The following is a 25,182-nucleotide window of genomic DNA, read 5'->3' on the forward strand; positions in this document are numbered from 1 at the left end:
AGGGCGCATGCTTTGGTCACGAATGCATCACGGCCCGTCCAGGAGCCAGTCGCGGACCGCGAGCAACCGGGCAGAACCCGGCGTCGTCCGCCGACACCGCGCGCGAAGTGTTGCACGTGCTGCGCGAGAAGTAGCCGGGGCCTTGCTCAAGTACGAACAGCACGCACGAGCCCGAGCCGGCGAAGCCCTCGGATGACCCACCACCCCAGGTCCAGCTCGTGCGCCTTCTGGCCCATGCGCGCGGAGCCTGGGAAGGCGTGGTGGTTGTTGTGGAAGCCCTCGCCGAACGACAGCACGCCAAGCACCCAGATGTTCGTACCGCTCTCCGACGCGCCCGGGAGGGCGTAGCGCCGCTCTCCCCAGACATGGGCCGCGTAGCCCACGGCCCAGTGTCCGAGGATGCTGGTGGCCGTGCGGGCGCAAACGCAGAGTGCAACGGCCTCGGAGCCCAGCACCGCGAGCACCAACCCCGCCAGCCCGAGCACGTGGAGCGGCCACGTGCGCTCCAGGAAGCACAGCCACGGGTCCGTCAGTACGTCTGGAGGAAGCCGCGCCAGGGCCCGGTCATCCGCGGGCTCGAAGCGCAGGTGCAGGTTCCAGCCGAAGTCGCGGGCCATCGAATGCCCATAGGCGAAGTAGGGCGGGCAGTCGGGACGGTTCTGCCAGTAGTCGCGAACCGCGTGCAGGCGTGCCCACGACAGGGGACCGCCAAGCCCGCTCAGCACGAACAGGTACGCGAGCACGCCGCGTGTGAGAGGGCCCGCCTCGTAGGTGCGGTGGATGACGCCGCGATGCAGGCCCACCGAGTGTCCCAGGCAGAGCGTCGCGAAGGTGAGCAGGAGCGACACCGCCACCGTGGTGGGCGTCGCCGCCGCGAGCCCCACGGTGACACCGGGGATGAGCATGCCCCAGAGCCACAGCGTCCGCGCCGCATCGAAGCGCAAGCGGCCCACCCCGGGAGGCAACAGGGATGCGGTGCTCGCGCGGGGCTCGCCTGCGCCTTGCCCGTTCAGGGAGACCTCGGGATGTCCCAGCATCGCGGTATTCATCGCGTCACCTCTCCCGCCTGGGCACGCGCCGGCTCGCCGAAGAGCGCCTGTCGGCAGAGGGCGTCCGCGCCCAGGACCATGCTTCCGGCGCCGGGCAGCCGGAGCAGGAGCGACGCAGGGGGCAGCAGGCGCGCCAGCAGCGACACCAGGCCCTCGGTGGCGCGCTGACGTGGGCTCTTGTCGAGCAGCCACCACAGCACCACGGCCAGGTGCGCGACGTAGAGCAGCCGGCCCAGTGCACGGGCCACCGTGGCGTTGCCCGGGACGTCCGCGGCGCCCGCCACGGCGTCTTCAAAGACGGCCTGGACCCGCTGCCGGGAGAACGCCGTCTGCGGCGCGAACAGGCCGTCCTCTTCTCCGCCCACGAGCACGGGAATCAGCGCCTTGAGCACCTCGTGGTGCGGCCCGAGCACGCCAAGGCTGGCCCGGAGCGCGAACAGGAAGCGCTCCCGCCAGGGGCCGGCGGGCAACGCCTCGGCGTGCGCCGCATACGTCGAGGACAACTCGTCGTACAGCGCCAGGACGATGGCGCGCTTGCTGGGAAAGTACCGGTACAGCAGGCCAACGCTCACCCCCGCCTTCTTGGCGATGTCCCGCAGATGGGTGGCCTCGTAGCCCCGTGCGGAGATGAACCCCAGCGCGGTCGCGTACAGCCGCTGGCGCGTCTCGTGGCCCTGCTCCGTCCGGCCTCGGGGACGTCCCCGCTTGGGCCCATCCGTCGCTCCGGCCTTGTTCCGCGTCACCATGGCCTCCCCCTCTATTTTGGTGAACCTGTTCACTGAAATGATGTCCGGGGTGAGGGGCGGGCGCAAGCGAATCGCGTCGGGGCCCGCAGAACTTCAGGGAAATCCATTCGTTGATGGTTGCTGACTCAGACACCCCCAAGGTCTGGCGAGTGGTGTTCGCCGGCGCTCGACGAGGAATTCACCGATGAAAAAGTGGGCTGTTGCCGGGATGCTGATGTGTGGAAGCGTGACGTTGTCCGCGGGGTGTGGAAGTGAGACCCGACCGGTCGAGGTCATCTCCTCTCATGTACCAGGAGAGGTGGCTCTGCTCATTGAGAGAGAGGGCGGCTCAGGGCCGTATGTCGAAAGCGCGGCCGAGCATTTCCGGCTCGTCGTCCCCTCGGGTGAGGTCCTCAAGGCGGTGCGTTGGAGCGCCAATGCGGGAGCCCTGCAGCCGGATTCGGAGCGAGTCACGTGGACGCTGCCCACGGAAGGAACGGCGTCCTTGTTCGTTTCGGCGGAGACGGCGTCAGGAAAGAAGGCGGAGGGCACGTTCCATTTCAACGTGGTGGCTGCGCCGCTCGCGCCCAGCACGGTCATCGACACCGGTGCGGACGTCACGGGCCGCGTGTGCGAATTGGTTTTCGATGCCTCGGGCCGGGGACATGCCGTCTATACGAACGACACCCGTAATTCCCTCTGGTATGCGACCTGGGACGGCACGGCCTGGGTGACCGAGCAGATAGACGGCCCGGGGCTCAACAACGCGGGGACCTTCACGGCGAACCCCGTGTTGGCGGTCGACCCGGGGACGGGGACGCCGCACGTCGCGTATCGCGAAGGCGCGGGGCAGTTGTCGAGCGCGCGGATGCGCGTCCGTTACGCGACGCGCGTCAACGGTGCGTGGGTTCGCGAGGATGTCAGCGGCCAGGAGACGACCCAGTTGGGCATCGCGCTCAACCCGGCGCAAGGTCAACAGCCTGTCATCGTCTTCGGCAACGGTCAGACAGGGAGCTTCCGCATGGCGGCCCGCACGGCGGCCAATACCTGGAGCATCCAACAGCCCGACGTCGGCACCTCCATCCTCAATGGTGAACCCGCCTTCGGCGCAGACGGGACGCTGTACGTGGTGATGCAGCAGCGCACCACCAGCGTCTCGACCCACTTCCTCCATGCCATCCAGGGCTCGACCAGCGCGTCCGTCCGGCTGAAGACCATGAATCTCCCTTCTTGGAGCGCCATGGTCTGGGGGCCGGGTTCTCACCTGTACGCCCTTGCGAATGTCATCCGGGAAGGGGAGTGGGGCGCCATCGACGACATCACGGTGGCCACGCCCCTCTCTTCCAGTGTCGTGCAGGGCTCACCCGTCAACTACACGTATGACGCCTCGGACCTGGCCTATGGTGGAGGCAAGCCCGTGGTCGCCTTGCGCCGTGGAACGGCGCTGGAGCTCAGCACGACGGATGCCCAGGGGTTCTGGACCTACACCCAGTTGGGCACGGTGGAGGACGGCACGCGTCCGAGCGTGGCCATCCGGCCCACTGATGGTGTGGCCCACGTCTGCTACCAGCAGGAAGGGAAGGTGCGCTTCCAGTAAGCGGAGCGCAGGGGGCGGGTGAAGGTGCGCCCCTTGGCCCACGTCCGCGCCATCCCACATTATTGGGTTGAGGGAATCCGGAATGCCGCCGCGTCAGAGATTGAGGCCCTGAGAGGGGCTGATGTCATTTCGTGCTCCAGCCGGGAAGTCGCAGCGGACTGGAGGCTTCTGCACGGAGCCTGTCTGTCTTGTCTGGTTTGGAATGACACAGGGGTGGAACGGGAACGCCTGGAACCTCGATTCGGTCCAATAGACAGGAGGCCGGTGGCTCGCGGCCTTCTTGTCTGGATTGAGCCTGGGAGGATTCCATGAAGAATGGCCATGGACGTTGGTTCGCGTGGATTGCTGGCGTGGTGCTGTTGGTGGGATGCGGCCCCGCCGACGGAGAGGCAACGCAGCCGGGCGAACCGGTCGAGGAGGAATCCTCCCCGCCAGGGATTCCCGCCGAGTATCTCGGCGAGGGCGAGGTCGAGAGCTCCGCCATCTGTTGCAACGTTAAGTGCAGCGGGACCTGGTACGGGCCCTTTCCCTCCATCAAGTACGACCTGTGCGCGAAGTACGGCAGGTACTACTGCCCGCAGAAGAAGCTCACCTATCAAGGGCACGCCTGGCGGAACTGCTAGCCATTGGGGATGTGCAAGGACACGTGAGGGCTGAAGCCATGAGGAATCAAATGAAGAGCACGTTGCCGCTGTGGATGGGGGCGCTGTTGGCCGTGGGGTGTGGTGGTCCGCTGCCCGAGGAGTCGCAGGAGCAGCAGGAGTCCATCGCCATTCCCGAGCAGTACCTGGAACAGGAGGAGCCCAGCACCGAGGGTGGAACGGTCAGCGCCCTCAGGGCCTGCTGCTTCATCCGGTGCTCCGATAACGTCTGGAGAGGTCCCTATCCCAATGTCGTGTATGGCAACTGCCGCAATCACGGAAAGTACCAGTGCGCGAAGCGGGGGCTGGGCTACGTGGGTGCGGATTGGAAGGACTGCTAGCACGTAGGTCGCGGGGCCTCTCTCTAGTCCAGCAGAGAGGGGAGAGAGGCTTCCGCGGGTTCCTGATGCTCAGGGCATGTGGAGCTTCAGGACGTACAAGAAGTCCCGCTCGGTGCGGCCTCGTCCCAGGACGAGCCCATCCTTCAGGATGAGAATCTCTTCCATCGCATCCGGGAAGCAGGCCCGGGGAGTGGTGTCCCGCAGCAGGTGGAACGTGACGGGGCCTTCGCCCAGCGTTTCCCAGTAGCGCCGGGACACGACGTCGTCCGTGGGGACGCTTCCCGCGAACTCCGTGCGCAGTTCGCCCGTGGCGAGGTCGAAGACGCGCGTGTGCATGTCATTGGCCAGCGTGACGAGCACCTCGCCGCTCATCGCGACGGAGAAGGGCAGGGCCGGGTGGGGAAGCTCATGCAGGCGTGCGCCCGTCCGCACGTCGAAGACCCGCACGCACTCATCCAGGCTGCAGGCCGCCACGCGCGTGCCGTCCGCGGAGAGTCCCAGGCTGATGACGGGCTCCGGACTTACCGTCAGGACCTGCTGGGCACCGGTGGGTATCGTGATGAGCGCGAGCTCTCCCGATGCTCGACCCACGGCGATGAGGGGCGCGCTGGCCGCCGCCGCATAGGCGGGGGAGGGGTCGACCACCGCTTCGGTGTTGACGACGACCTTGCCGCTCCGGACCTCGTGGACGTACACGCGTTCGCTGGCCGCATGGCCCGACACGACACAGGTGCCATCCGGCGTGAAGTCCACCCAGGTGATGGGACCACCAGGTCCGCGCAGCCTGTGCAGCAAGGTTCCGTCCGCCACGCGCCAGAGGTGGACCGCGCCCTCTTGAATGGCGGCCGCCAGCAGCTGTCCGTCGGGAGAGAAGGCAATCGGCAGTTTGTCGACGAGGCGCGTCTGGGCCTTCGCGGCCTGGTCGCCAGGCGGCGCCAGCAGGGTGCGCGCGGGGGCGAGGCTCCGCGCGTCGAGCAGCAGGATTCCCAACTGGTAGCGCCGCTCGTGGGAGGACAGCTCGGGTTGGGCAAGCCATGCGCCGTCGGGACTGACCTTCCAGGTCTGCGCGTAGGCAGCCGGAGCGCCGGGAGGCAGTGCCGTGGCCTGCCCCCGTGAATCGATGACGCGCGTCTCCGAATGCAGGCGTGTGATGCCCCACGCCCCTTCGGAATGTCCCCACAGGTTCATGACGCGGTCTTGTTCGGCCAGCAGGGTAGGGCTGGGGGCCGCATCCAGGTCGCTGACATGCGTGCGCCCATTCGCCGCGGTCAGCGCGAAACGCTTGCCGGACGGAAGGAAGGCGGCGCCGCGCTCACGGCCGTCGGAAGGGTAGGGATGCGCCCGGAGCACATCTCCGTTACTCGCGTCGAGCAGCTCCACCCGGTTGAAGGCGAGGGCGCCCAGCCGTGCGCCTTCGAGCCAGGCGACCTGGGAATAGGGGCCCTGGCCCAGCGCTCCGGGCACGCGCGTCCAACTTGCCGTCTCCACCCGGATGAGGCCGTCCATGGAGGTCAGCACGAGCCATCCGCCATCCGGGCTGAAGGCCACGGACGAGACGGAGGTGGTGCTGCGGATGCGAGCGGTCTGCGTGCCTGTCTCCAGGTCCCAGATGCGCACCGTGTCGTCCGACGCGCCTGATGCCAGCCACCGGCCGGAGGGATGGAAGGCAACCGTCAACACGGACTGCTCGTGCCCTTCGAGCGTGCGCACCACCCGGCCCGAGGCCACGTCGAACAGCCGCACCCGCCACCCAAGGTTCGCCGCGGCGAGCCAGCGCCCGTCCGGGCTGAAGGCCACCGACGTCACCTGGCCCTCCTGGCGCGTCATGGCGTGGAGCAGCGCGCCCGTCTCGACGTCCCAGATGCGCGCGTCGTGGTCGCGTGAGCCGGACGCCAGCCGCGTCCCGTCCGGGCTCCAAGCGACACTGCGCACCTCGCCCTCGTGTCCCGCCAGTTGATGGATGAGCGTCCCGGTGGCCACGTCCCAGATGCGAACATTCCGCCCATCCTCCCAGGAGCCCGTGGCGAGCCACGCGCCCGAAGGACTGAAGGCCGCGCACAGCACCTGGGCGTCGTGCCGCAGGACCTGGTCATTGCCTTCCAGCGCCCCGGGCAGGGGCCGCAGGGATTCGACCCAGGATACGCCCCCCCGCGTGGCCCACTGCCCCCGCCAATGCTCCGCCAGCTTCCAAAGGTGCGCTTCCGCGTGGCTCCAGGGCCCCGCGTCCGTGGGCGCGAAGTGCGGAGCGGTGTCGGGCGCGTCGAACCAGCGCAGGCGGTTGTAGAGGCATTGGAAGAGCGTCTCGGGGTGCGCTCGGAGAAACGCGGCGTCCTGCGCGAGCGCTCGCCGGAGCACCTGCAACGTCCTGGGGCTGACCGACAGGCTTTCGCTTTTGTGGATACGCGCGTCCGGCGGCGTCCCGGCGAGCACCTCGTCGAAGGTGGCCAGGAGCGCGTCCAGGCCACGCTCCGCCAGGAGCCCCTCGAGGGTGGAGAGTTCGGTCAGCGATTCGAGGGACGGGGAGGTGTGGGGCATTCGCGGCTCGGGTCGTTTGGGCCAACCCTACACCGTGTCAGGCGCCGCGTTCGGCAACATCCTTCTCCTTGAACACGTTCCGCAAGAGCCCCGGAGGCAGGGTCACGTTCTCCGACGGAGGATGCCTTGGTGGAAGCCTCCGCGCTCGCTAAGAAGGCCGGGCCGCCAGGCCGGAGGCGGGGACAGGAGACTCCGAGGGCATGCCCCCCGAGCGAATCAACCGCGGTGATGTGTTCTGGGTGGAGCCCGACGACTCACGAGGCCCGGTCCCCAGCTATTCGCACCCCCACGTGGTGGTCCAGGACGACGTCTTCAATCACTCACGCATCACGACGGTGGTCGTGTGTGCGCTGACGTCGAACCTGCACCGGGCCAGCGAGCCGGGGAACGTGCTGCTCGAAGTGGGAGAGGGAAACCTCCCCAAGCAGAGCGTCGTCGTCGTGTCGCAGGTGTCCTCGGTCGACAAGTCGCGTCTGGGAGAGCGAATCGGGTCGCTGTCGGACGCGCGGGTGGAACAGATTCTTGCCGGTCTGCGCTTCCAACAGGTGTCGTTCTTCAGGAGGCCGTGAGATGAGCGCCCGCATGACCTGCGTTCCACGGCGAAACACGCGACCATGAGCGATGGCCGGACCTGTGGCTACGCGTGGTGGCGCCACGAGCTCCGCGTGGGGGACCACGTGTACTCCCAATACGAAGCGAGCGGGAACGGGGGACAGTTGGTCATGGTGGTCCCCGCGCTGGACCTCGACGTGTCCATCTGGCGGAAGTTCCGTGAGGAGCTGTTGCCCCAGTTCATCATGGGGGGCCGTGAAGCCCCGTAAGCAGGCCTGGAGACCCCTGGTGATTCCGAGGGGTTCCGCCGTTTTTCGAAAAAGAAGCGCCTGCCGTGAAGGGATTTCTTCCTCGCGCCTCTGAGCTGGCGGAAGGAGGAGGGATGACCTCGAAGAGTTGCGATGTGTATCAGCTCGCGCTTGAGATGAGCCGCCACGGTGCTCTCGACGTGCGGGAGAAAGAGGAAGCGGAGCAGCATTCCGCGACGTGTGCGGAGTGCCAGCGGGCCTTGGCGCTTTCGGCGGAACTGGACCATGCGCTTGGCTGCGTGAGCATTCCGGCGCCGCGCCACGCGGAAGTCTCGCGGGCGCTCGCCAAGGACCGCTTCTGGCTGAAGTACGGCCCGTGGGTCGCGCTCGGGTCGTTCGTGGGGCAGGGCGTGTTCCTGGGCCCGCTGTTCGCACCGGAGGCGCCCCTGCGGTTGTGGGCCATTGTCTCGGCGGTCGGAGTGCTCTTCGCGGGTGGGCTCGCCTTGACGCTGCGCGGCCTTCAACGGCGTGCCGTCGAAGCGGCCAGTGTCGGTGTGGACGCGTGGATGGCGCAGCGGCGGGCGCGCATCGGCACGGAGCTCAAGGACCTGGCCACCCTCCTGTGGCTCTTCCCGGCGATGTCGGCCGTGATGGTGGGGACGGCTTTTCTGATGCGCGACAAGGGGCTCCTGGGAGTCGTCACCCTGCTGTTTGCCGCGGCAGTGAACCTGGGCATGGCGGTCTACCTCGCTCGGACGCGCAGGCCGAGGCTACTGCGCGAGCGCGCCGAACTCGAGGTCGCGCCGTGACGCCGCGCGTGCCTTTCGATGAAGAGGCCCTGCGGGCCGCCGCGGTGTCGGGCGACGCCGCCGCGCGAGAGAATGTCATGCGCCATCTGTACGAGGCGCTCAGCGGGAAGCTGTACGTGCTCTGCCATGGGATCACCCGGGACCCGAGTGATGCCCAGGATGCCGTTCAGGAGACGTTCCTCTCGATTCAACGGGCCCTGCCGCAGTTCCGGGGGGATGCGCAGCTGTCGACGTGGGCCTATCGCATCGCGGTGCGGGCAGCCGTGGCCGCGAAGGCGCGGCGCGAGCGTCACCGGGGCGACGCGGTCGACATCGAGATGGCAGACCCTCGGGCGAGAATCGAGGAGACCTTCGAGACGCGGGAGCGGAAGCGCAGACTCGAGGTGGCGATGAGGACACTCTCGCTGGAGCACCGCACGGTGCTGTCGCTCTTCGCCGTGGAAGGCCTGTCACACGCCCAGATTGCCAGCGTCCTCGGGATTCCCGAGGGCACCGCGTGGTCGCGCTTGCACCTGGCGCGCAAGCGGCTGGCGGCGGCGCTCGAATCCACCGCCCCGTAGCCTGGGGCGCTCCATCCACGTTGTTGTTCCATCCCGCGGTCTCATGACCGCGGAGAGGAGACGGTCATGTTCCGGCCCGCAAGCCGCTTCATCGACGTCCAGCCGAACTCCATGCGTGACGTTGCTTTCATTGCCTTGCTGGCGGTGGGTACAGTCCTGACACTTCGTCGTAGCGATGTCAGGCCACTCCCGGAGCAGGTGTCTGCGTCGTGTTTTGAAAGGGGGCTGTGGCGTAGGCTGTCCTGATGAAAATGAACCCCCGAGGATACCTGGCGTTGCTCGCAGTCATGTCCTTGAGCAGCCTGGCATGTGGTGATGGCGACCCCGAAGAGGCCGTGACGATATCGCAGGGGGTCTATGGGATGACCTCCTATGTCAATGACGTGTGTTCCTCTGGATGTGAGCGCGATCCGCGGTCGATGACCTTGCTGGTCAAGTCCCTGCCCCAGGACACGGACGTGGCTTCCGTGACGTCGAACGAGGACGGCTTCTACGAAGTCGCCCTGGCCTTGGGTGACTATCGAATCTGCACGACGTTCGGGCGTTGCACGGACTTCTCGGTTGGTGTCAATGAAGTGGTTCGCCTCGACTACGAGATGTCGGTGGGGCCGGGGTGGTCCAGGTAGGAGTCTGAGCAGAGCGCAGCCGAGGGCCGGCGGCTGCGGCGGGTCCCTTCCGGCTGGACCCTGAGCGATCCCCTCATTTCAGCGAGCTGCTCACCAGCCGCCTGCCAGCCGGCTCCGTGCGAGGTGGGGGTGGTGGGAGGCAGAAGGAGAGGCCATGCTGGTACGCAAGGTGGCCATCAACGAAGAGCAGGTGCGGACGTTCCTGTCGAACTTGTTCGAGGAGGACCTGCACGCCAAGCGGGTGTTGTCGCTGTCGCACGCGACGTTGGGCGTGGTGCACGCGGCCTCCTTGTCGGTGCACGCCATTGGCCAAGCGCTGGCATGGGCACGGGGCGGCGTGCAGAAGCACGGCATCAAGCAGGTGGACCGGCTGCTGTCCAACGAAGCCGTGGACGTGTGGAAGTTGGCGGCCGCATGGGTGCCGTACGTGCTGGCCGAGCGCGACGAGGCGCTGGTGGCGCTGGACTGGACGGACTTCGACGCCGATGACCACACCAGCCTGGTGGCCAGCCTCGTCACCTCGCATGGGCGCGCCACGCCCTTGTTGTGGCTGACGCTTCAGAAGAGCGCCCTGGCGGGCAACCGGGCCCAGGCGGAGGATGAGTTGCTGCTGCGGCTCAAGGAGTGCGTGCCCGACGGGGTGAAGGTGACGGTGCTGGCGGACCGGGGCTTCGCGGACCAGCGGCTGTACGCCTTCTTGGCGCAAGCGGGCTTCGAGTACGTGGTGCGTTTTCGCAAGAACGTGCAGGTGGAGGTAGCCGGCGGCTCGCGGTGTCCGGCGGTCGAGTGGATGCCCACCAGCGGGCACGCGAAGAAGCTGACGAATGTGCACGTCACGGCGGACCGAATGCCGGTGCCGGCGGTGGTGCTGGTGCACCAGAAGGGCATGAAGGAGCCGTGGTGTCTGGCCACCAGCCTGGGCAGTGCCAGCGCGCGCCAGGTGGTGGACCTCTACTCCCGACGCTTCTCGTGTGAGGAGACGTTCCGGGACGTCAAGGATTTGAGATTCGGCATGGGGCTGTCCGCGGTGCGCGTGAAGAGTCCCGAGCGGCGCGACAGGCTGCTGCTGGTGAGCGCACTGGCTCAGGTCCTGCTGACACTGCTGGGCGCCGCCGGAGAGAGCCTTGGCATGGAGAAGGGATTGAAGGCCAACACGGCCAAGACGCGCACCTACTCACTCTTCCGTCAGGGCTGCATGTATTACCAGGCCATCCCCATGATGAGGGAGGAGCGACTGCTTCCGCTCGTCGAGCGCTTCGCCGAACTCCTTCACCGCCACCCCGTCTTCCAGGAAACTCTCGGCTTCATATGAGGGGATGGCTCAGGGCTGGACCCTCAGCGTCAGCCGTGATTCATGAGTGGCTTCCGTCTCGCGCTCCAGCGCCTGCCGCCGCCCATGCACTCCGCCGACGAGCCGACAGTTCCCCGCTTCTGGCCGTTCATGTTCACCCTGTTTGTCGGGTCGTTCATGTCGGTGCTGAGCTCCAGCACGATCACCATCGCCATTCCCGAGCTCCAGCGGCACTTCGGGTCGGAGCTGTCCTCGGTGCAGTGGACCCTGACGGGCTTCATGCTCGCCATGGGAACGAGCGCACCGCTCACCGGCTATCTGGGCGGACGCTTCAGCTTCAAGTGGGTTTACGTGGCCAGCCTGGTGGGCTTCCTCGTGGCCTCCGTGCTGTGTGGGGTGGCCTGGGACACGCGCTCGTTGGTGGCCTTCCGGTTCATTCAGGGCTCGTTCTGTGGCGCCATCATGCCGGTGACGATGACGCTCATCTACCAGCTGCTGCCGCGTGAACGGCAGGCGCTGGCCTCGAGCCTCTGGGCCCTGTCCTCCATGCTCGCTCCTGCCTTCGGCCCCACGCTGGCGGGCTGGCTGATGACGCTGGGCAACTGGCGGTGGTTGTTCTTCATGAACGTGCCGCTGGGCCTCGCCGCCGTGGCGATGGCGGTGCGGACCGTTCCCTACTACCGCCTGGAGGTCCCGAAGGCGTTCGACTTCCCCGGGCTGCTCACCGTCATCACCGGAACGCTGGCGCTGCTGATCGCCTTGAGTCAGGGACGGGCCTGGGGGTGGACGGATGCGAAGACGGTGTCGCTGGCCGTGCTGGGGACGGTGTCAGTCGTCTACTTCGTCGTCCGCCAGCTGAGGACGCATGCGCCGCTGCTCGACCTGCGGGTGTTGGCCAACGGCCGCTACGTGGTGACGTTGCTCATCTCGAGCATCATCACCATCAGCCTGTATTCAGGCGCGTTCCTCATCCCGTTGTTCCTCCAGGAAATCCAGGGCGTGACGCCGCTGAAGACGGGGTTGATTCTCCTTCCGGCCTCCCTGGCTATGGCGCTCCTGATGCCCCTGGTCGGACGCATGTACGGCAAGCTCGGGCCGAGCACGCTCATGACGGCGGGCGTATTGCTGATTGCGGGCGGCACGTATGCCTTGAGCCGCCTGACGCCGGACGTCTCCCACACCTATGTGCTGATGTGGATGCTGGTCCGGAACGTCGGCATCTCGCTCTCCATCATGCCGGCCAGCAACGCGGGCATGGAGCAGCTTTCCCGCGAGCTGAGTGGCCACGCCTCGGCCATCAGCAACTGGCTGCGAAACGTGTTCGGGGCCTTCTCGATTGCCATCTTCACGTCGCTCCTCTCCACCTTCGCGGCCCGGGAGGCACAGGTGCTCGCGCGGAAGGGGATGACGGAGCGCCGTCACATCGAGGTGCTCTCGTTTGTGACGGGCATCAACCACGTGTACCTGGTGGCCACGGCCATTGCCCTGGTGGCCGTGCCCCTGAGCCTGATGGTCCGCAAGCACGTGCGCGGGCTGGAGGCCTCCCAGGAAACTCGCTAGCGGGCGTGGCGGCGCTCACGCGCCAGGCGCCACCAGTCCTGTGATGTCGCGCGTGATTCGCCCCTCCAGGATGGGCACGCAGTCGCTCGGGCACTCCGGCGTGAAGCGCAGGCCCTGGTCCTTCGCCCGGCGGATGAAGCCGTCGAGCGCATGAAGGGACGCGTTGGGGATGTCATGCAGGACCATCAGCGTGTGGGGCTGTGCCGCGCAGTCCGCCAGCGCCCGCTCCGGCCATCCCGTGGGGTCGAGCCAGTCGCCGGGGACGCTGTTCCAGAGGACGCACGAATAGCGGTGGCGGACCAGATGGTCGACGGCGCGCTGGCTCAGGAGGTGTGGGCCCAGCTTGCCGCCACCCCCGAAAGGCCGGAACCACTTGGGGGCGGGGACGAGCGGCGCGAGCAGCGCGTCGGTGGCCGCGATTTCCGCCTCCACCGCGTCCGGGCGCGGGTCCTCTCCCAGCGGGATGGCGTGGGTGAAGGAGTGATTGCCGATGAGGTGCCCCGCGTCCCGAGCACGCGCGACAAGGCACCGCCCTTCCTCCGTGACGAGCTGCTTTCCCAGCACGAAGAACTGCGCGGTGATGTCGTGCGACGCCAGGACATCGAGCACCCGAGGCGTCACCTCGGGGTCGGGCCCGTTGTCGAACGAGAGCGTGAGGAGGCTCACCGGAACACGTTGTTGGAAGCGCGGTCCCCGGCGAGCCAGCGCGCCAACTCCTGGTGGGCCCTGGCGCGGCGGGCCTGTACGAGCTCGGGCTTCACGGCGTCCGGGCTGTCGTAGGTGAACTCGACAATCATCCCGTTGGGGTCCTTCACGTAGAGCGAGCGGCAGTATCCGTGCTCGAGCACGTACATGCCAGGCTCCGTGTAGCCCGCGGCCCGCAGCCGCTCCTCGATGCCGCGCTGGGTTTCGAGCGTGACGTCCAGGGCGATGTGGTGGAAGGGCGAGTCCGGCATTTGCGGTCCGAACAGCTCCTGGTCCTCCTGCTTCTCGAACTGGAAGAACGCGAGCGCGCTGCCGTCCGCGAGCTCGAAGAAGGTGTGACAGTAGGTGCGGACGGCGCCGAACAGCTCGTCCGATTCGCACCAGGTCGCGACGAGGGGCAGGCCAACCAGCTCCTCGTAGAACTTCCGCGTCGCCTCCAAGTCCCGAGTCACATACGCCGTGTGGTGAAGTCGGCCGGGCAGTTTCGCTTGCGTGGACATTCGTCCTCCCTGGGGTGTGCTCAACGACGAGGGATTACTTCGCCGCCTGCGCGGGCGGCGTACCTGTATGCACGGGGGCTGCGTCGGCGATGGGGTTGCGCAGGACGCCAATCCGCTCGACGGAGACCTCGCACACCTCACCGGCGCGGAGGAACCGCGGCGGCTTGCGGGCGGCGCCCACGCCGCTGGGCGTGCCCATGGCGATGACGTCTCCCGGCTGGAGCGTCATGGCCTCGGAGAGGTCCGCGATGACGGTGGCGACGTCGAAAATCATGTCCGACGTGGTCGCGTCCTGGAGGATTTCTCCGCCCACGCGCATCTGGATACGGAGGCCGCGGGCGCCCTCGGGCAGCTCATCGGGCGTGACGAGCTCCGGGCCCAGGGGGCCCGTCCCGTCGAAGTTCTTCCCGACGGTCCACTGGTGGGTGCGCTTCTGGTAGTCGCGAATCGAGCCGTCGTTGAAGAGCGTGTACCCCGCCACCCACTCCAGCGCGCGCTCGCGAGGGATGTTGCGTCCGGGGCGCCCCACCACCACGGCCAGCTCGGCCTCGTAGTCGAGCTGGTTCGAGCAGGTGGGCACCACCATGGGCTCCTCATGGGCCAGGAGACTCGACGGGAGGCGCGTGAAGACCACCGGGTGCCGAGGCGTCTCGTAGGTGGCCTCCGCCGCATGCGCGACGTAGTTCAGGCCAAGGCAGAGGAACTTGCTCGGCTCGGGAACGAGCGGCCGGTAGCGGAACTCCGAGTCGGACAGTACCTGGGGGGCCGTCGCTTCCGACACGCGCTTCGCCAGGGCCGCGAGCGCGTCCGGGCCTCGCTCCAGCAGCGCGCGCAGTGAAGTCCCGACGGATGGGTCGAGCGCCGTCACATTCACCATCCCCTTGGCCGCGCGCACACCCAGCGCAGGCTCATCCCTCACCAGAATCGAAGCAATCCGCATGGTGGCTCATCTCCCTCGGCTACACGCCGCAGGCTAGCGGGAGCGGTGCTCGACCTCAATGGAATGTCGACAAAATGTCCTTTGCATCCAGTGTGGCGCCTTGTGTCAATTCTGTGCGGTGTCGTATAGGTCGTGTGTTTGTGAGGAGAACGATGGCTGCTCCATCCCGCATTCGTGGTCCGGTGCCCGAACCCACGCTCGCCTCGGCGGTCGTGGACCGGCTGCGTGGTGACATCCTCGATGGGGTATTGCAGCCGGGGGAGAAGCTTCGGCTCGAACACCTGGCGCCACGCTACGGTGTCGGGCGGACGCCGCTTCGCGAGGCGTGCTGTCGTCTTGCGTCCGAGGGGCTCGTCACCATCGTGGACCAGCGCGGCTTCCGGGTGGCGCCCATCTCCCGGGCTGACTTGCTGGACCTGACGCGGACGCGGCAGCAGATCGAGACGCTCGCGCTTCGCGCCGCCATCGCTCACGGCGACATCGCCTGGGAGGGCGAGGTGACCGCGGCCCTCCATCGCCTTCAGCGGCGGGCGCCTGCGTCCGGGAGCGGAACGCTCGACGACACCTGGGAACTCGAGCATGCGCGCTTCCATGCGACTTTGCTGAGTGCGTGCGGGTCGCCGTGGCTTCTCAAGTTCCATGCGACCTTGTTCGACCAGACGGAGCGCTACCGCCGGCTCGCGCAGGCGTACGGCAAGGCGGGGCGGAGCGTGGAGGATGAGCACTCCTCCCTGGTGAAGGCCACGTTGGATCGGAACGCGGAGCGGGCCTGTGCGCTGCTGACCGAGCACATCGCGCGGACGACCGAGCTTGTCCTCGCGGGTCATCCGGGATTGCGCGCGGCGGGTACTGCGACTCAGGCGGCTTTGCCGACAAAAAACCGGAGCCCCCGCGCGAAGGATTGACGCTCCGTCCGCGGGCGCGTACTGGCTGTGGGCACCATGGTACGCACTTGCTTCGTCGAGGGTTCTGGGGGCGTTCGGCTCGCGGTGAGTGAGTCGGGCCCGTCGTCAGGTGCTCCAGCCGTGCTCTTTCTGCATGGCATTGCGCAGAGCCGCCAGAGCTGGCACGGCGTGCTCGACGGGCGGTTGGCGCAAGACCACCGCCTGGTCGCGCTCGACCTTCGGGGGCACGGTGACTCGGACAAGCCCGAGGGCGACGCTCCGTATGTGGACGGCGCTCACTTCGCGGGCGACCTCTCGGCGGTCATCGGGCAGCTCGGTCTGCAGAAGCCCGTGGTGGTGGCCTGGTCGTATGGCGGCGTCGTTGCCGGCGACTATCTCCGGCACCGAGGCGATAGCGAGCTGGGTGGCCTCTTCTTCGTGGCCGCCTCCGTCAGGACGGGGAAGCCTGCGCGAGCGTTGTTCGGGCCGGGGATGATGTCCAACGCGCGAGGGCTCCTATCGGAGGACCCGGCCATCTATGAGGCTACGGCGCGGGCGTTCATCGAGGCGTGCTCGGTGCAACGACTCGACGCATCTCGGGCCGAGGAGGCCCTTCGCGCGATGCTGCGTGTACCTCCGCATGTCCGCCGTGCACTCCTTTCACGGGTGGAGGACTACTCGGTGGAGTTGGCACGATGCAGCCGGCCGGTGGCGACGCTCCATGGCGAGCTCGACCAGGTGGTCCTTCCGGCCATGAGTTCGGAGGTGGTGCTCGCGTGCGCACGTGAGGGGCGGGGCACGTGGCTCCCTGGCGTGGGGCACCTGCCGTTCCTGGAAGCGACGGCGGAGTTCGAGGCCGCGCTCGCGGCGTTCGTGAAGGCGACGCGCGATTGATGCGGCGCCCACCTGGTGACCAGAGACACCAGGTGGTGCGTGCTGTCACCTGTGAGCGTGGCTCCATGCGTATTTCAAGTGACTGATTTTCTTGAGGTTGGAGCGCCCGGACGCCTTCGCATGGCGCCCTGGGCAGTGGCATGTGTCCTGCTTTGCAGCGGGGTACGTCGCGCACAGCCGGCACGGTTGCCCCTCCAGGGCAGGCCTTCCTCTCGCCGGTCTCAAGGAGTCCGCCATGGCTATCTCGCTCCCCTCCCGTTCGTGCTTCTCCCTTCCCCAGGTGAGCACCGCCTATGCCCCGTCTGTCTCAGCGCAGGCGCCGAGCGGGAAGGCCTCGCAGGCGTCACAGCCTCGGAGCGACGCCTGGCAGAAGCTCATGACCGACGCTTTCGAGCCCGCCGTGCGTGGGCAGGGCATCGACCTGGGCGGCGTGTCTTCCGCACCTCGTGCCGCCGCGACGTCCCATGTGAGCGACGCGGGCCCCGGCTTTGGCGCTCCGTCCAGCGGCGCTGTGTACAACGCGAGTCAGCCCTGGCTGAGCGTCAACAACGTGGGTGCACCCTACAACAGCAACATGCAGCTCATCTCCCCGGAGCAGAAGAGCCAGTTCAAGTTCACGAACACCTTCACCAACACCACGGGCCAGCCTCAGACCATCACCCTCTGGAACAAGGTGGGAGAGAAGGGCGGCCCGAACGATGGGCAGAACTTCGACAAGAGTACGCCGAAGACGTTCACGCTCCAGCCCGGACAGTCGCAGACGGTGGCATTCGACAACAACAGCAGTGTCGCGTGGTGCGTGTCGAAGGACGGCTCGGCGAAGCCAGGCGCGAACTCCGGGCAGACGTGGGGTGAGGCGACGTTCGGAAACGCCGCCACGGGGTGGAGCGGCTACAACACCAGTCAGATCAGCCCCGCGGGCCACAATGGCAACATGTCCATCTCCAACGAGGCCACCGGCAAGACGGTGACGCAGGCCAATGCCTGGCAGACGCCCTCCGATGACCCAGCGGGCCGCGACGTGGGTGTCCCCGCGGGGCCGATGAACCTGCGCACCGTCCTCAGTTGAGGGGCCGTAACGAGAGCGGACCGCGGCGCGGGGCAATCGCCCGGTGGCGCACTCGCGCTTCATTCCAGGTGGGGGAGCAGCGAGGAGCCCCCACTTCTTCGGTTTCTCCTGGGGGCGATACGCTGGTGGCACCGAGGGACATCGAACATGAATGTGGTCGTGCTGCGGGTCTTTGCTCCGGCGTTCGACGTGAAGGCCTTCTTGAGTCGCTTTCCTCGGCTGGATGCCGATGCGGTCTTGTCGTCCGGTGAGAAGACGCTGTTCCAGAGACCGCACGGGGACTAGGACTTCGATCTGACCCTTGCCGAGGCGGCAGCGCGATTGGTTTCGACCTCGGCGCTCAGATGTCACTCGTGGCGCATCAGACCATCGTCTTCGGCATCGACCCCGCAGCGCGCAGCCGGCTCAACGCGGTTCTGTTCATCGGGATGTCCATCGGCGCCGCCAGCGGCAGTCTCGTGCTGGCCCCGTAGGGCTGGGTGCCGGTGACGGTGCTGGCGACGGTCTCGGCGCTGGTGGCCCTGCTGGTCCGCCTGGCGCCACGGGCCCGCGTGGCCCGCTGACGCCAGGGGAGCATGAGCGCATCACGTCGTGCTTTGTGCTTCCGCGCGTCCCAGCCGCTGGGCGAAGAATGCGAGGATTTCGTCTCGCGCCGCGCGCGTGGGCTCTCCCTCCGCATCGATGAGGTGGGCTGTCACGACGCTGTGGGGACACCCGACGACTTCCGCGAAGAAGGGGGGAGGCGTCGGGTTCGCGGCGGACGCAGGCAGCACCCTGGGAACGAAGCGAGCTCCGAGCGCGGCCGAATACGCCTGGAATCGCTGCGCCGTGCAGAATCGGTCGCCCTCGAACCGATAGGCGAGCACCGTCAGGTCGTCACGTTCGAGGCGCTCCTTCACGGCGGCGAGCTCGTCAGGCGCCATCTGAATCCCGCCGGTATCGCTCAGGGGCAGCGACGGCTGACACACGACGGGAGCGAGCATTGCGCGTTCGAGCATCATGGAGAGCGCGAAGTTCCCCGTGAAGCACATCCCAATCGCGCCGACCCCCGGACCACCACACTCCTCATGTGCGAGGCTTGCCAGGGCACGCAGCCACTGCGTCACGGGGCTCGACTCATTCGCCGCGAACGCTCGGAACTCCGCGCTCACGCAGGCGCGTTGCAGGATGGCGCGCCCCTCCTCCGCGCGAGGGTAGGCACCGTCCCTGCCGAAGAGCGAAGGCATGTAGACAGTGAAGCCCGCGTCACGCACCCAACGCGCGAAGCGGGCGACGTGTGGGCTGATGCCTGGCATCTCGGCCATGACGATGACGGCGGGGCCGTGGCCGGCGACGTAGACCGTCCGCGTGGCGGCGTTGAGGGTGACGGGTCGTCGGGCGAAGTCATCCAGCGGGTCGTCGGCTGTGGAGTCAGGTGTGGATGCGTGCATACCTGGACGATGCGGGATGTCCACCCCCGGCAACCAGTGGCGAGATTGACAATGAACGGGCTAATCTTGCCACCGTGATTACGCATGTCGTGTTTGATGGCGTGGCAGAGGGCTCGCTGGGCGTGGGGCTCGACGTGGTCGACACGGCCGCGCGACTCGTCGAGGCAGGGCTCGCCTCGGTTCCACGAGGCGCCCAGGTCTTGCGTCAGCGGGTGGTGTCGCTCGACGGTCAGCCGGTCCGCTCGGGGACGGGACGCTCCGTCTCCGTGGACGGCGCGCTGAGCCTCCGGGGTGTGAAGGCGGGAGACGTGTTGCTGGTGCCTGGACTCTCCGCGGCGAGCGAGCGCGCCATCGAGCAGCTGCTCTCGCGGACCAATGCGGCGCGTGGCATCACGTTGCTCGCGCGCGCGGCGGCGAAAGGCGCCATGGTCGCGGCCTCGTGCTCCGCGACCTTCGTTCTCGCGGCGTCCGGCCTCCTCGCGGGGCGGAGCGCGACGACGACCTGGTGGCTGGTCCCCTCGTTCGTGCGTCGCTTCCCCGAGGTCGCCCTCCAGCCGGATCGGATGGTTGTCGAGAGCGACGGCATCCTCACGGCGGGCTCGGCCTTCGCACACGCGGACCTGATGCTGGCCATCGTCGCGCGGGTCGCGAGCCCATCGCTCGCGCACCTGGTGGCCCGCTACCTCGTGCTCGACGAGCGTGTCTCACAGGCCAGGTACATGGTGATGGAGCACCTACGCGTCTCGGACCCGGCGCTTCGTGCCGTGGAGCGATTCGTCGCCGCGAACCTGGGCCGGCAACTGACGCTCGATGAACTCGCCCGTGCCGCTGCCACCTCCACGCGTACGCTCGCGCGGCGGGTGCAGGCTGGCCTAGGCATGACGCCGCTCGAGTTCGTGCAGCGGGTGCGCATCGCTCACGCCTCCCACCTTCTCGAGACGACCCAGGCGTCGGTCGAAGAAGTCGCTGCCCGGGTGGGGTATGCGGACACCGCAGCGTTCCGCCGAGTGTTCCGACGGTACGCGGGTGAGACGCCACGAGGAAGGAGCAGCAGCTCGCGCTCCCGGCGCTCACCGCTGAAATCGCGCGACTCACCGGCACCATGAGGGCTTTCGCAGAGATGTCCTGCCTCAGTGCAGCGGGTAGGGACTCCTCCTGCGCATACGGGCGACCTCCCTCCGCGACCCGTGCAAGGGGCCTTCCGAGCATGCGACCTCCTCGTCCCTCCCTTCTGCTGGTGGCCTTCGCTTTCGCCTGGGGGCTCCACGGGCCCAGCGCTCATGCCCAGGGGGCTCGTGCCTCGCTTCCACACCGCCTCCATCTCCAAGCAGTTCACCGCGTTCTCAATCCGGCTGCTGGAGCAGGAGGGCAAGCTGTCGCTGGACGACGACATCCGAAAACACCTGCCGGAGATGCCCGTCCATGAATGGACCATCACCATCGCGCACCTGCTCCATCACACCAACGGGCTACGTGAGCAGGGCGCATTGTTGAACCTGGCTGGGTGGCGTGGCGACGACCTGTACACCGAAGCGGACATCCTCTAGGCATTGACCCGGCAGCGCGGAGTGAACTTCGAGCCGGGCTCGGAGATTGTGTACGGCAACGCCGCGTACACGCTGCTGGGCGTCATCGTGCGGCGCGTGTCCGGCAAGCCGCTGCGAGCGTTCGCGGATGAGCGCATCTTCAAGCCGCTTGGCATGGCCGACACCCATTTCCACGATGACCACGCCGAGGTGGTGCCCCGGCGTGCTACGGCGCCCGGCAAGGCGGTGGCTGGAGAATCAGCATGCCGCACATCGACCATTACGGCTCGACCAGTTTGTTCACCACAATCACTGACTTGCTGAAGTGGGAACAGAACCTGCTCGACGCGCGCGTCGGCGGGCCGGAGCTGATTGCGGCGATGCGGACCTCCGGCAGGTTGAACGACGGCACCGTCACCGGCTACGGCAGCGGCCTGCATCTGTCGGAGTATCGCGGGCTGCGAACCGTGAGCCACGACGGGATGGAAGCCGGCTACCGCACGGAGGCGCTCCTCTTCCCGGACCAGCGGCTGGAGGTCACGGGCGGGGCGCAGCGTCAGGTGGGCATGCCCACGGCATTCGTGCACATCGGCGAAGGCGCATTCCGCCCGGGCGAGTCGATGCACGTGTGGTGCTTCTCCGCCCCCGAGGGTGCCCCGCGTGCGTTGAGCATCCGGGATACCTGGCCGGCCACGCGGGACTTCATCCGGGGGTCGGAGCCCCTGCCCTCGGGCGCTACCGCAGCGACGAACTCGACATGTCGTACACCGTGCGCATCGCGGACAACACGCTGGTGATTCGCTGGCCACGCCGGGATGAGGTCGTGCTGGATGCCGTCGGTGGGGACCGCTTCGTCGGCTCGCTCGGCGCGGTCACCTTCACGCGGTCGGCGACCGGTGGGATAGACGGGCTGAGGGGCAGCAGCCGTCGTTTGCGCCATCTGCGTGCGGAGCGAGTGGATCTGTCACGACAGCCGCCCGCCATCAGCACGAGTGCCCCGGTTCGGCCCTGACAGAGAGCCGGCAGCGCAAACGCAGACGCCCCTTTGGACTTCCCGTTACCGGTGCGCTAATAGTTGTTAGTCAATGAACTCGAGAATAAACAGCGTGGCTGGGTTGTGGGCCGCGGTGCTTGGCGCGCTCTTGCTCACGGGCTGCACGAAGGATGGTGCGCCGGAGGCCGGCACGGGGGCCGTGCTGCGGGCTGTGACCTCGCCGGTGACTGTGTCAGAGGCGGTGGCCATCACCAGCCAAGGCATGACGCAGAACGGCGCGGCGCATCGCAATCAGGTGCTGCTCGGGGTGTTCCAGACCGAGGACTATGAGGTCGAGGCCTTGTTGCGCTTCCCGCAGACGGGCGTGCCGGCTGGGGCGGTGGTGCAGAGCGCGACGCTGCGCTTCGCGGTGGAGACCTACACCAGCGACTTCTCGATTCGAGGCGCGTACGTGCAGGCGCCCTGGAACCTGGTGGCCAGCGGACTGGGATGGCAGTTTCGCGACGACGGGCTGGAGTGGGACCGGCTGGGGGCGGCCGGGCAGGGGACGGACCTGGTCGCCGGTTCGTCGTTCGAGGTCTCCACGTTTCCGGGCACGGTGAGCGTGCACGAGGTGCCACTCGACGTGGCGGTGGTGCAGTCGTGGGTCGACGACCCGTCGACCAACCAGGGCGTGATGTTGGCGAACTCGAGGATTGGGAAGGTGGCCAAGGTCTTCACCAGCCTGGCCACCCAGCCTGAGCGTCGACCGCTCCTCACGATTGAGTACACCCCGCCTGCGCCGCGCAGCGATACCACGCCTCCATCCGTTGCAATCACGTCGCCCGCGGCGGGCGCGACGGTGCAGGGCGTGGTCGGCATCGCCGTGGACGCGAGCGACAACGTCGGTGTGGCCAGCGTGCAGCTGCGCATCGACGGCCGCGACCTCGACTCGACGCAGCTCGACACCCGCCTGTTCCGCAATGGCAACCATTCGTTGACCGCGCACGCGCGCGACGCCGCCGGCAACCTCACCACCTCGGCGCCGGTCCTCGTCACCGTCGCCAACGCGGTTGTCGACACCACGCCTCCCGAGGTGCAGGTGACCGCGCCCGTTGCGGGAGAGACGGTCAGCGGTCCCTTCACGGTGCGGATGAGCGCGAGCGACAACGTGGGCGTCACCCGGGTCCACGTCGAACTCGACGGCGTTCAGGTCGGCGCGGCGGACGTGGCCGCACCCTGGTCCGTGACACTCGACACCGAGGCGCTCCAGCCCTATGGGCTCAGACAGCTGACCGCGGTGGCTCGCGATGCCGCTGGCAATGTCACCGTCTCCGCGCCGGTATCCGTCAACGTGAGCGCGCCCCCTCCCGACGTCACGCCGCCCCAGGTCCGAATCGTCGCGCCCGAGAGCGGCGTGACGGTGGGCGGTACCCTCCAAGTCAGGGTCGACGCCCATGACAATGTGAGGATTGCTGGCGTGCAGTTGCAGGTGAACGGACAGGACTTCGGGGGCGAAGACCTCAGCTATCCCTATTGGATCAACGTCTCCACCACCCTGCTGGGTGACGGCACCTTCCCGGTGACGGCGGTGGCGCGGGACCGCGCCGGCAACCGGACCACCTCGGCGCCAGTCATGTTGACCATCGCCAACGGGCCGCCCGTGGTGCTCGATATCCCGGTGGCGCATCCTCGGGTGTGGTTCACGGCGGACCGGCTTGCCCGGGCCCAGGCGTACTTCGCGCAGCACCCGTACACGCCCGTCGCGAACGTGCAAGCGCCCGAGCAGGCCATCGATGCGGCGATGCACTCGCTGCTCACCGGCACCCAGGCGTCATGCCGCGCCGCGATTGACTGGGCGGTACGCACCGAGATTCCCATCTCCGAGAACACGGTGTCGAGCGATCCAGCCCGCTGGTACGGCGAGGCGGTCATCCTCACCTACGACTGGTGTTTCGCCCACCTGCTTCCGGCGGAGCGCACGCTCCTGGTCAACCGGTGGAACTTCGCTATCGAGGCGCTCAACGCCAATCCGTGGGGCGGCATCGGCATGGAGGGCAACAACTACTACACGGGGTACTTCCGCAACGCGCTCCTGTGGGCCATTGCCAGCTGGCATGAAAACCAGCCGTTCGCCAACGAGCTCCTGCAGTACGCGATGAAATCACGCTGGGCCTTCTCGCTGCGGCCCTATCTGGATGGGCCGGGGGCGGGCGGCGCGCCGCACGAGGGCTCGACCTACGGCCGCCGGACGTTCGGCTACATGACGGTGCCGTTCACCACGCTGGGCCTGTATGGCCACGACATGTGGAACCAGACCGACTACTTCATGGCGTCGGTCTTCTGGTCCATCTACTCGACCACGCCGGGGCCCAGCCGGAGGGGCCAGTTCCAGCTGTTCGAGACCTTCCCATTCAATGACGACGAGCGTTGGCTGAACCGGTGGAATCCCAGCAACACCGCGCAGACGTCGCTGGGCAGCTACTTCGCCCCGCTCATCGAGGAGTGGTCGGACCAGCCCGTCGCGGGTTATGCCAAGCGCTTCCTGGAGCTCACCGGCCATCCGATTGACGACCGTCTCATCCGGTACGTCTACAGCGACACGCTGGCGGCGGTGCCGTCACGTGACCTCGCGGAGTTGCCGCTCGACTACCACGCACCTGGACTGGGCATGGTGTACGCCAAGACGGCGTGGGCGCCCGATGCGACCCTGGTCAACCTGCAGTTCGGTGTGACGGCCAACGCGGGCCATGAGCACCGTGACTCCGGCAACTTCCAGGTGTGGCGCGCGGGCGAGTTCCTGACCCGCGAGACGGTGGGCTACGCCAACTCCATCGTCGGATACGCCGGTGGCGCGGCGGTCGACTGCGCATCACCCGTGGCGCACAACACGCTCTTGTTCGAGGGGCTGGGCACGGTCGGCTACTACCACCACGCGCCGCGAATGCTGCGCCTGGAGTCGTCGTCAGTGGCGAGCTACGCCGCGGTCGACCTCACCGGCGTGTATGACTTGAACGCCGAGTGGGCCCACCGAGAGGCCGAGGTCGGCAACCCGCACGCGGGCCGGGTGGTGCGTGAGACCTTGTTCGTGCGTCCGCTCGACACCCTGATTGTGTTCGACCGGCTCGAAAGCGCACGGGATGACGCCACGGTTGCCAAGACCTTCTTGATTCATTTCCCGGAGCCCCCGGTGCTTATGGGCAACACCTGGTCCGCGAGCAGTGGCGGGCAGCAGCTGCGGGTCAGCACCCTGGTTCCAGCCAATCCGGTCCGGCGAATCGTCGACGAGCGCGGCCCGGTGCGCGGCGATGGCACCTACCCGTACCCGGTGGGTCAGTTCCGTGGAGAGATTGAGACCCGCGGGGAGGTGGTGAGTCACTTCCTTCACGTCGTGCAGGCCAAGGCTGTGGCCGACAGCGCGGCGCTGCAGCTCACGCTCGACGAGACGACGACCGCGTACAGCGTGACGTTGAGTCACCCTACCCGCGGAAGCGCGGTGGTCCGCTTCGAGAAGGGGATTGAGAGCACAGGCGGCAGCTTCGGCTACGCCGCCAGCGGCGCGGCCACCCCGGCGCCGCTGCGCGCGGGGGTGCAGGGGATGACTGTCACTCCAAGCGGGCCCGTGTGGGGCCCGTGACGGCCTGAACCTGGCCCGCGAGCGACGACGTCCGCCTTCGCGGTGCGCAAGGTCAGCTTGGCGACCGCCGCGCTGCCCGCGACATCGACC

Annotated in this window: 25 protein-coding genes and 1 pseudogene; 19 read left to right on the forward strand and 7 right to left on the reverse strand. The window is 67.6% G+C overall.

Features of this window, described 5'->3' with window-relative positions; translation table 11 throughout:
• Window positions 1-146: 146 nt before the first annotated feature.
• Complete coding sequence (locus OZ403_RS08240; RefSeq protein WP_268783858.1) at window positions 147-1,049, reverse strand: acyl-CoA desaturase; 903 nt, start codon at window positions 1,047-1,049, stop codon at window positions 147-149.
• Window positions 1,046-1,795, reverse strand: coding sequence for a TetR/AcrR family transcriptional regulator (locus OZ403_RS08245; protein ID WP_140788824.1), 750 nt, complete (start codon window positions 1,793-1,795; stop codon window positions 1,046-1,048). The genes OZ403_RS08240 and OZ403_RS08245 overlap by 4 nt, the downstream gene beginning before the upstream one ends.
• Before the next feature lie 298 nt (window positions 1,796-2,093).
• Between OZ403_RS08245 and OZ403_RS08250 the strand changes: the two genes are divergently transcribed.
• The 3 genes from OZ403_RS08250 to OZ403_RS08260 all read left to right on the forward strand — a co-directional run bounded on the left by OZ403_RS08250 (window position 2,094) and on the right by OZ403_RS08260 (window position 4,353).
• Complete coding sequence (locus tag OZ403_RS08250) at window positions 2,094-3,371, forward strand: hypothetical protein (RefSeq protein WP_268783859.1); 1,278 nt, start codon at window positions 2,094-2,096, stop codon at window positions 3,369-3,371.
• A 308-nt stretch (window positions 3,372-3,679) separates the two neighbouring features.
• Window positions 3,680-3,994, forward strand: coding sequence for a hypothetical protein (locus OZ403_RS08255; protein WP_140788826.1), 315 nt, complete (start codon window positions 3,680-3,682; stop codon window positions 3,992-3,994).
• A gap of 50 nt (window positions 3,995-4,044) precedes the next feature.
• Window positions 4,045-4,353: a hypothetical protein gene (locus OZ403_RS08260; protein ID WP_237080230.1), complete on the forward strand. Its 309-nt coding sequence runs from the start codon at window positions 4,045-4,047 to the stop codon at window positions 4,351-4,353.
• A 69-nt stretch (window positions 4,354-4,422) separates the two neighbouring features.
• Here OZ403_RS08260 and OZ403_RS08265 read toward each other — a convergent pair whose 3' ends face one another.
• Window positions 4,423-6,888, reverse strand: a complete 2,466-nt coding sequence (locus tag OZ403_RS08265; protein WP_268783860.1) for a WD40 repeat domain-containing protein — start codon at window positions 6,886-6,888, stop codon at window positions 4,423-4,425.
• Window positions 6,889-7,088: 200 nt separating this feature from the next.
• Here OZ403_RS08265 and OZ403_RS08270 point away from each other — a divergent pair, with 200 nt between their 5' ends.
• From OZ403_RS08270 to OZ403_RS08300, 7 genes are all read left to right on the forward strand, one after another.
• Window positions 7,089-7,457 (forward strand): type II toxin-antitoxin system PemK/MazF family toxin, encoded by a 369-nt coding sequence (locus OZ403_RS08270; protein WP_140797609.1) that lies wholly within the window; start codon window positions 7,089-7,091, stop codon window positions 7,455-7,457.
• Window positions 7,458-7,502: 45 nt separating this feature from the next.
• Window positions 7,503-7,709, forward strand: coding sequence for a hypothetical protein (locus tag OZ403_RS08275; RefSeq protein WP_268783861.1), 207 nt, complete (start codon window positions 7,503-7,505; stop codon window positions 7,707-7,709).
• Between the two features lie 113 nt (window positions 7,710-7,822).
• Window positions 7,823-8,497: a hypothetical protein gene (locus OZ403_RS08280; protein ID WP_268783862.1), complete on the forward strand. Its 675-nt coding sequence runs from the start codon at window positions 7,823-7,825 to the stop codon at window positions 8,495-8,497.
• A complete protein-coding gene (locus OZ403_RS08285) occupies window positions 8,494-9,057 on the forward strand; it encodes an RNA polymerase sigma factor (protein ID WP_140797611.1) in 564 nt (187 codons plus the stop codon). Before OZ403_RS08280 ends, OZ403_RS08285 begins: the two co-directional genes overlap by 4 nt.
• 419 nt (window positions 9,058-9,476) lie before the next feature.
• Window positions 9,477-9,683, forward strand: coding sequence for a carboxypeptidase regulatory-like domain-containing protein (locus OZ403_RS08290; RefSeq protein WP_237078131.1), 207 nt, complete (start codon window positions 9,477-9,479; stop codon window positions 9,681-9,683).
• Between the two features lie 154 nt (window positions 9,684-9,837).
• Entirely contained in the window at window positions 9,838-10,995 is a 1,158-nt protein-coding gene (locus tag OZ403_RS08295) for an IS4 family transposase (protein ID WP_268781588.1), read from the forward strand.
• Window positions 10,996-11,037: 42 nt separating this feature from the next.
• Window positions 11,038-12,534 carry a DHA2 family efflux MFS transporter permease subunit gene (locus OZ403_RS08300; RefSeq protein WP_268783863.1) on the forward strand — a complete coding sequence of 499 codons (1,497 nt, stop codon included), beginning with the start codon at window positions 11,038-11,040 and terminating at the stop codon, window positions 12,532-12,534.
• A 15-nt stretch (window positions 12,535-12,549) separates the two neighbouring features.
• On the opposite strand, the gene OZ403_RS08305 is transcribed toward OZ403_RS08300, so the two are convergent.
• The 3 genes from OZ403_RS08305 to OZ403_RS08315 are packed head-to-tail and all read right to left on the reverse strand — an operon-like array spanning window position 12,550 to window position 14,679.
• Window positions 12,550-13,200, reverse strand: coding sequence for a polysaccharide deacetylase family protein (locus OZ403_RS08305; protein ID WP_140873782.1), 651 nt, complete (start codon window positions 13,198-13,200; stop codon window positions 12,550-12,552).
• Entirely contained in the window at window positions 13,197-13,739 is a 543-nt protein-coding gene (locus tag OZ403_RS08310; protein ID WP_140788836.1) for a VOC family protein, read from the reverse strand. The genes OZ403_RS08305 and OZ403_RS08310 overlap by 4 nt, the downstream gene beginning before the upstream one ends.
• A gap of 34 nt (window positions 13,740-13,773) precedes the next feature.
• Window positions 13,774-14,679: a fumarylacetoacetate hydrolase family protein gene (locus OZ403_RS08315; RefSeq protein WP_140797615.1), complete on the reverse strand. Its 906-nt coding sequence runs from the start codon at window positions 14,677-14,679 to the stop codon at window positions 13,774-13,776.
• 152 nt (window positions 14,680-14,831) lie between these two features.
• On the opposite strand from OZ403_RS08315, the gene OZ403_RS08320 reads away from it, so the two are divergent.
• The 4 genes from OZ403_RS08320 (at window position 14,832) to OZ403_RS08335 (ending at window position 17,811) form a co-directional block, all read left to right on the forward strand.
• Window positions 14,832-15,584 carry a GntR family transcriptional regulator gene (locus OZ403_RS08320; RefSeq protein ID WP_140853396.1) on the forward strand — a complete coding sequence of 251 codons (753 nt, stop codon included), beginning with the start codon at window positions 14,832-14,834 and terminating at the stop codon, window positions 15,582-15,584.
• A 120-nt stretch (window positions 15,585-15,704) separates the two neighbouring features.
• Window positions 15,705-16,457, forward strand: a complete 753-nt coding sequence (locus tag OZ403_RS08325; protein ID WP_237080233.1) for an alpha/beta fold hydrolase — start codon at window positions 15,705-15,707, stop codon at window positions 16,455-16,457.
• Window positions 16,458-16,692: 235 nt separating this feature from the next.
• Window positions 16,693-17,526 carry a hypothetical protein gene (locus OZ403_RS08330; RefSeq protein ID WP_140873784.1) on the forward strand — a complete coding sequence of 278 codons (834 nt, stop codon included), beginning with the start codon at window positions 16,693-16,695 and terminating at the stop codon, window positions 17,524-17,526.
• A 147-nt stretch (window positions 17,527-17,673) separates the two neighbouring features.
• Window positions 17,674-17,811: a hypothetical protein gene (locus tag OZ403_RS08335; RefSeq protein ID WP_161607072.1), complete on the forward strand. Its 138-nt coding sequence runs from the start codon at window positions 17,674-17,676 to the stop codon at window positions 17,809-17,811.
• A gap of 299 nt (window positions 17,812-18,110) precedes the next feature.
• On the opposite strand, the gene OZ403_RS08340 is transcribed toward OZ403_RS08335, so the two are convergent.
• Window positions 18,111-18,956: a dienelactone hydrolase family protein gene (locus tag OZ403_RS08340; RefSeq protein ID WP_140853399.1), complete on the reverse strand. Its 846-nt coding sequence runs from the start codon at window positions 18,954-18,956 to the stop codon at window positions 18,111-18,113.
• 74 nt (window positions 18,957-19,030) lie between these two features.
• Here OZ403_RS08340 and OZ403_RS08345 point away from each other — a divergent pair, with 74 nt between their 5' ends.
• From OZ403_RS08345 to OZ403_RS08365, 5 genes and pseudogenes are all read left to right on the forward strand, one after another.
• Complete coding sequence (locus OZ403_RS08345; protein ID WP_268783864.1) at window positions 19,031-20,062, forward strand: GlxA family transcriptional regulator; 1,032 nt, start codon at window positions 19,031-19,033, stop codon at window positions 20,060-20,062.
• A 174-nt stretch (window positions 20,063-20,236) separates the two neighbouring features.
• Window positions 20,237-20,806, forward strand: a pseudogene (locus OZ403_RS08350) (serine hydrolase domain-containing protein).
• The gene (locus tag OZ403_RS08355; RefSeq protein WP_268783865.1) at window positions 20,746-21,279 is read left to right on the forward strand and encodes a serine hydrolase; all 534 of its coding nucleotides are present in this window, start codon (window positions 20,746-20,748) and stop codon (window positions 21,277-21,279) included. Before OZ403_RS08350 ends, OZ403_RS08355 begins: the two are co-directional and overlap by 61 nt.
• On the forward strand, window positions 21,240-21,494 hold the full coding sequence (locus tag OZ403_RS08360) for a hypothetical protein (protein WP_268783866.1): 255 nt from the start codon (window positions 21,240-21,242) through the stop codon (window positions 21,492-21,494). The genes OZ403_RS08355 and OZ403_RS08360 overlap by 40 nt, the downstream gene beginning before the upstream one ends.
• 94 nt (window positions 21,495-21,588) lie before the next feature.
• Window positions 21,589-25,092 carry an Ig-like domain-containing protein gene (locus OZ403_RS08365; RefSeq protein ID WP_268783867.1) on the forward strand — a complete coding sequence of 1,168 codons (3,504 nt, stop codon included), beginning with the start codon at window positions 21,589-21,591 and terminating at the stop codon, window positions 25,090-25,092.
• Window positions 25,093-25,182: the final 90 nt, after the last annotated feature.

This window comes from Myxococcus sp. NMCA1, assembly GCF_026810205.1.
Lineage (GTDB): Bacteria > Myxococcota > Myxococcia > Myxococcales > Myxococcaceae > Myxococcus > Myxococcus xanthus_A.

Bases quoted from the DNA above. Each gene is read 5' to 3' on its own strand.
- OZ403_RS08240 (WP_268783858.1), bottom strand. From the start codon at position 1,049: ATGAATACCGCGATGCTGGGACATCCCGAGGTCTCCCTGAACGGGCAA.
- OZ403_RS08245 (WP_140788824.1), bottom strand. From the start codon at position 1,795: ATGGTGACGCGGAACAAGGCCGGAGCGACGGATGGGCCCAAGCGGGGA.
- OZ403_RS08255 (WP_140788826.1), top strand. From the start codon at position 3,680: ATGAAGAATGGCCATGGACGTTGGTTCGCGTGGATTGCTGGCGTGGTG.
- OZ403_RS08260 (WP_237080230.1), top strand. From the start codon at position 4,045: ATGAAGAGCACGTTGCCGCTGTGGATGGGGGCGCTGTTGGCCGTGGGG.
- OZ403_RS08265 (WP_268783860.1), bottom strand. From the start codon at position 6,888: ATGCCCCACACCTCCCCGTCCCTCGAATCGCTGACCGAACTCTCCACC.
- OZ403_RS08270 (WP_140797609.1), top strand. From the start codon at position 7,089: ATGCCCCCCGAGCGAATCAACCGCGGTGATGTGTTCTGGGTGGAGCCC.
- OZ403_RS08275 (WP_268783861.1), top strand. From the start codon at position 7,503: ATGAGCGATGGCCGGACCTGTGGCTACGCGTGGTGGCGCCACGAGCTC.
- OZ403_RS08280 (WP_268783862.1), top strand. From the start codon at position 7,823: ATGACCTCGAAGAGTTGCGATGTGTATCAGCTCGCGCTTGAGATGAGC.
- OZ403_RS08290 (WP_237078131.1), top strand. From the start codon at position 9,477: ATGACCTTGCTGGTCAAGTCCCTGCCCCAGGACACGGACGTGGCTTCC.
- OZ403_RS08295 (WP_268781588.1), top strand. From the start codon at position 9,838: ATGCTGGTACGCAAGGTGGCCATCAACGAAGAGCAGGTGCGGACGTTC.
- OZ403_RS08300 (WP_268783863.1), top strand. From the start codon at position 11,038: ATGAGTGGCTTCCGTCTCGCGCTCCAGCGCCTGCCGCCGCCCATGCAC.
- OZ403_RS08310 (WP_140788836.1), bottom strand. From the start codon at position 13,739: ATGTCCACGCAAGCGAAACTGCCCGGCCGACTTCACCACACGGCGTAT.
- OZ403_RS08315 (WP_140797615.1), bottom strand. From the start codon at position 14,679: ATGCGGATTGCTTCGATTCTGGTGAGGGATGAGCCTGCGCTGGGTGTG.
- OZ403_RS08320 (WP_140853396.1), top strand. From the start codon at position 14,832: ATGGCTGCTCCATCCCGCATTCGTGGTCCGGTGCCCGAACCCACGCTC.
- OZ403_RS08330 (WP_140873784.1), top strand. From the start codon at position 16,693: ATGGCTATCTCGCTCCCCTCCCGTTCGTGCTTCTCCCTTCCCCAGGTG.
- OZ403_RS08335 (WP_161607072.1), top strand. From the start codon at position 17,674: ATGAATGTGGTCGTGCTGCGGGTCTTTGCTCCGGCGTTCGACGTGAAG.
- OZ403_RS08340 (WP_140853399.1), bottom strand. From the start codon at position 18,956: ATGCACGCATCCACACCTGACTCCACAGCCGACGACCCGCTGGATGAC.
- OZ403_RS08355 (WP_268783865.1), top strand. From the start codon at position 20,746: ATGCCGCACATCGACCATTACGGCTCGACCAGTTTGTTCACCACAATC.
- OZ403_RS08360 (WP_268783866.1), top strand. From the start codon at position 21,240: ATGTCGTACACCGTGCGCATCGCGGACAACACGCTGGTGATTCGCTGG.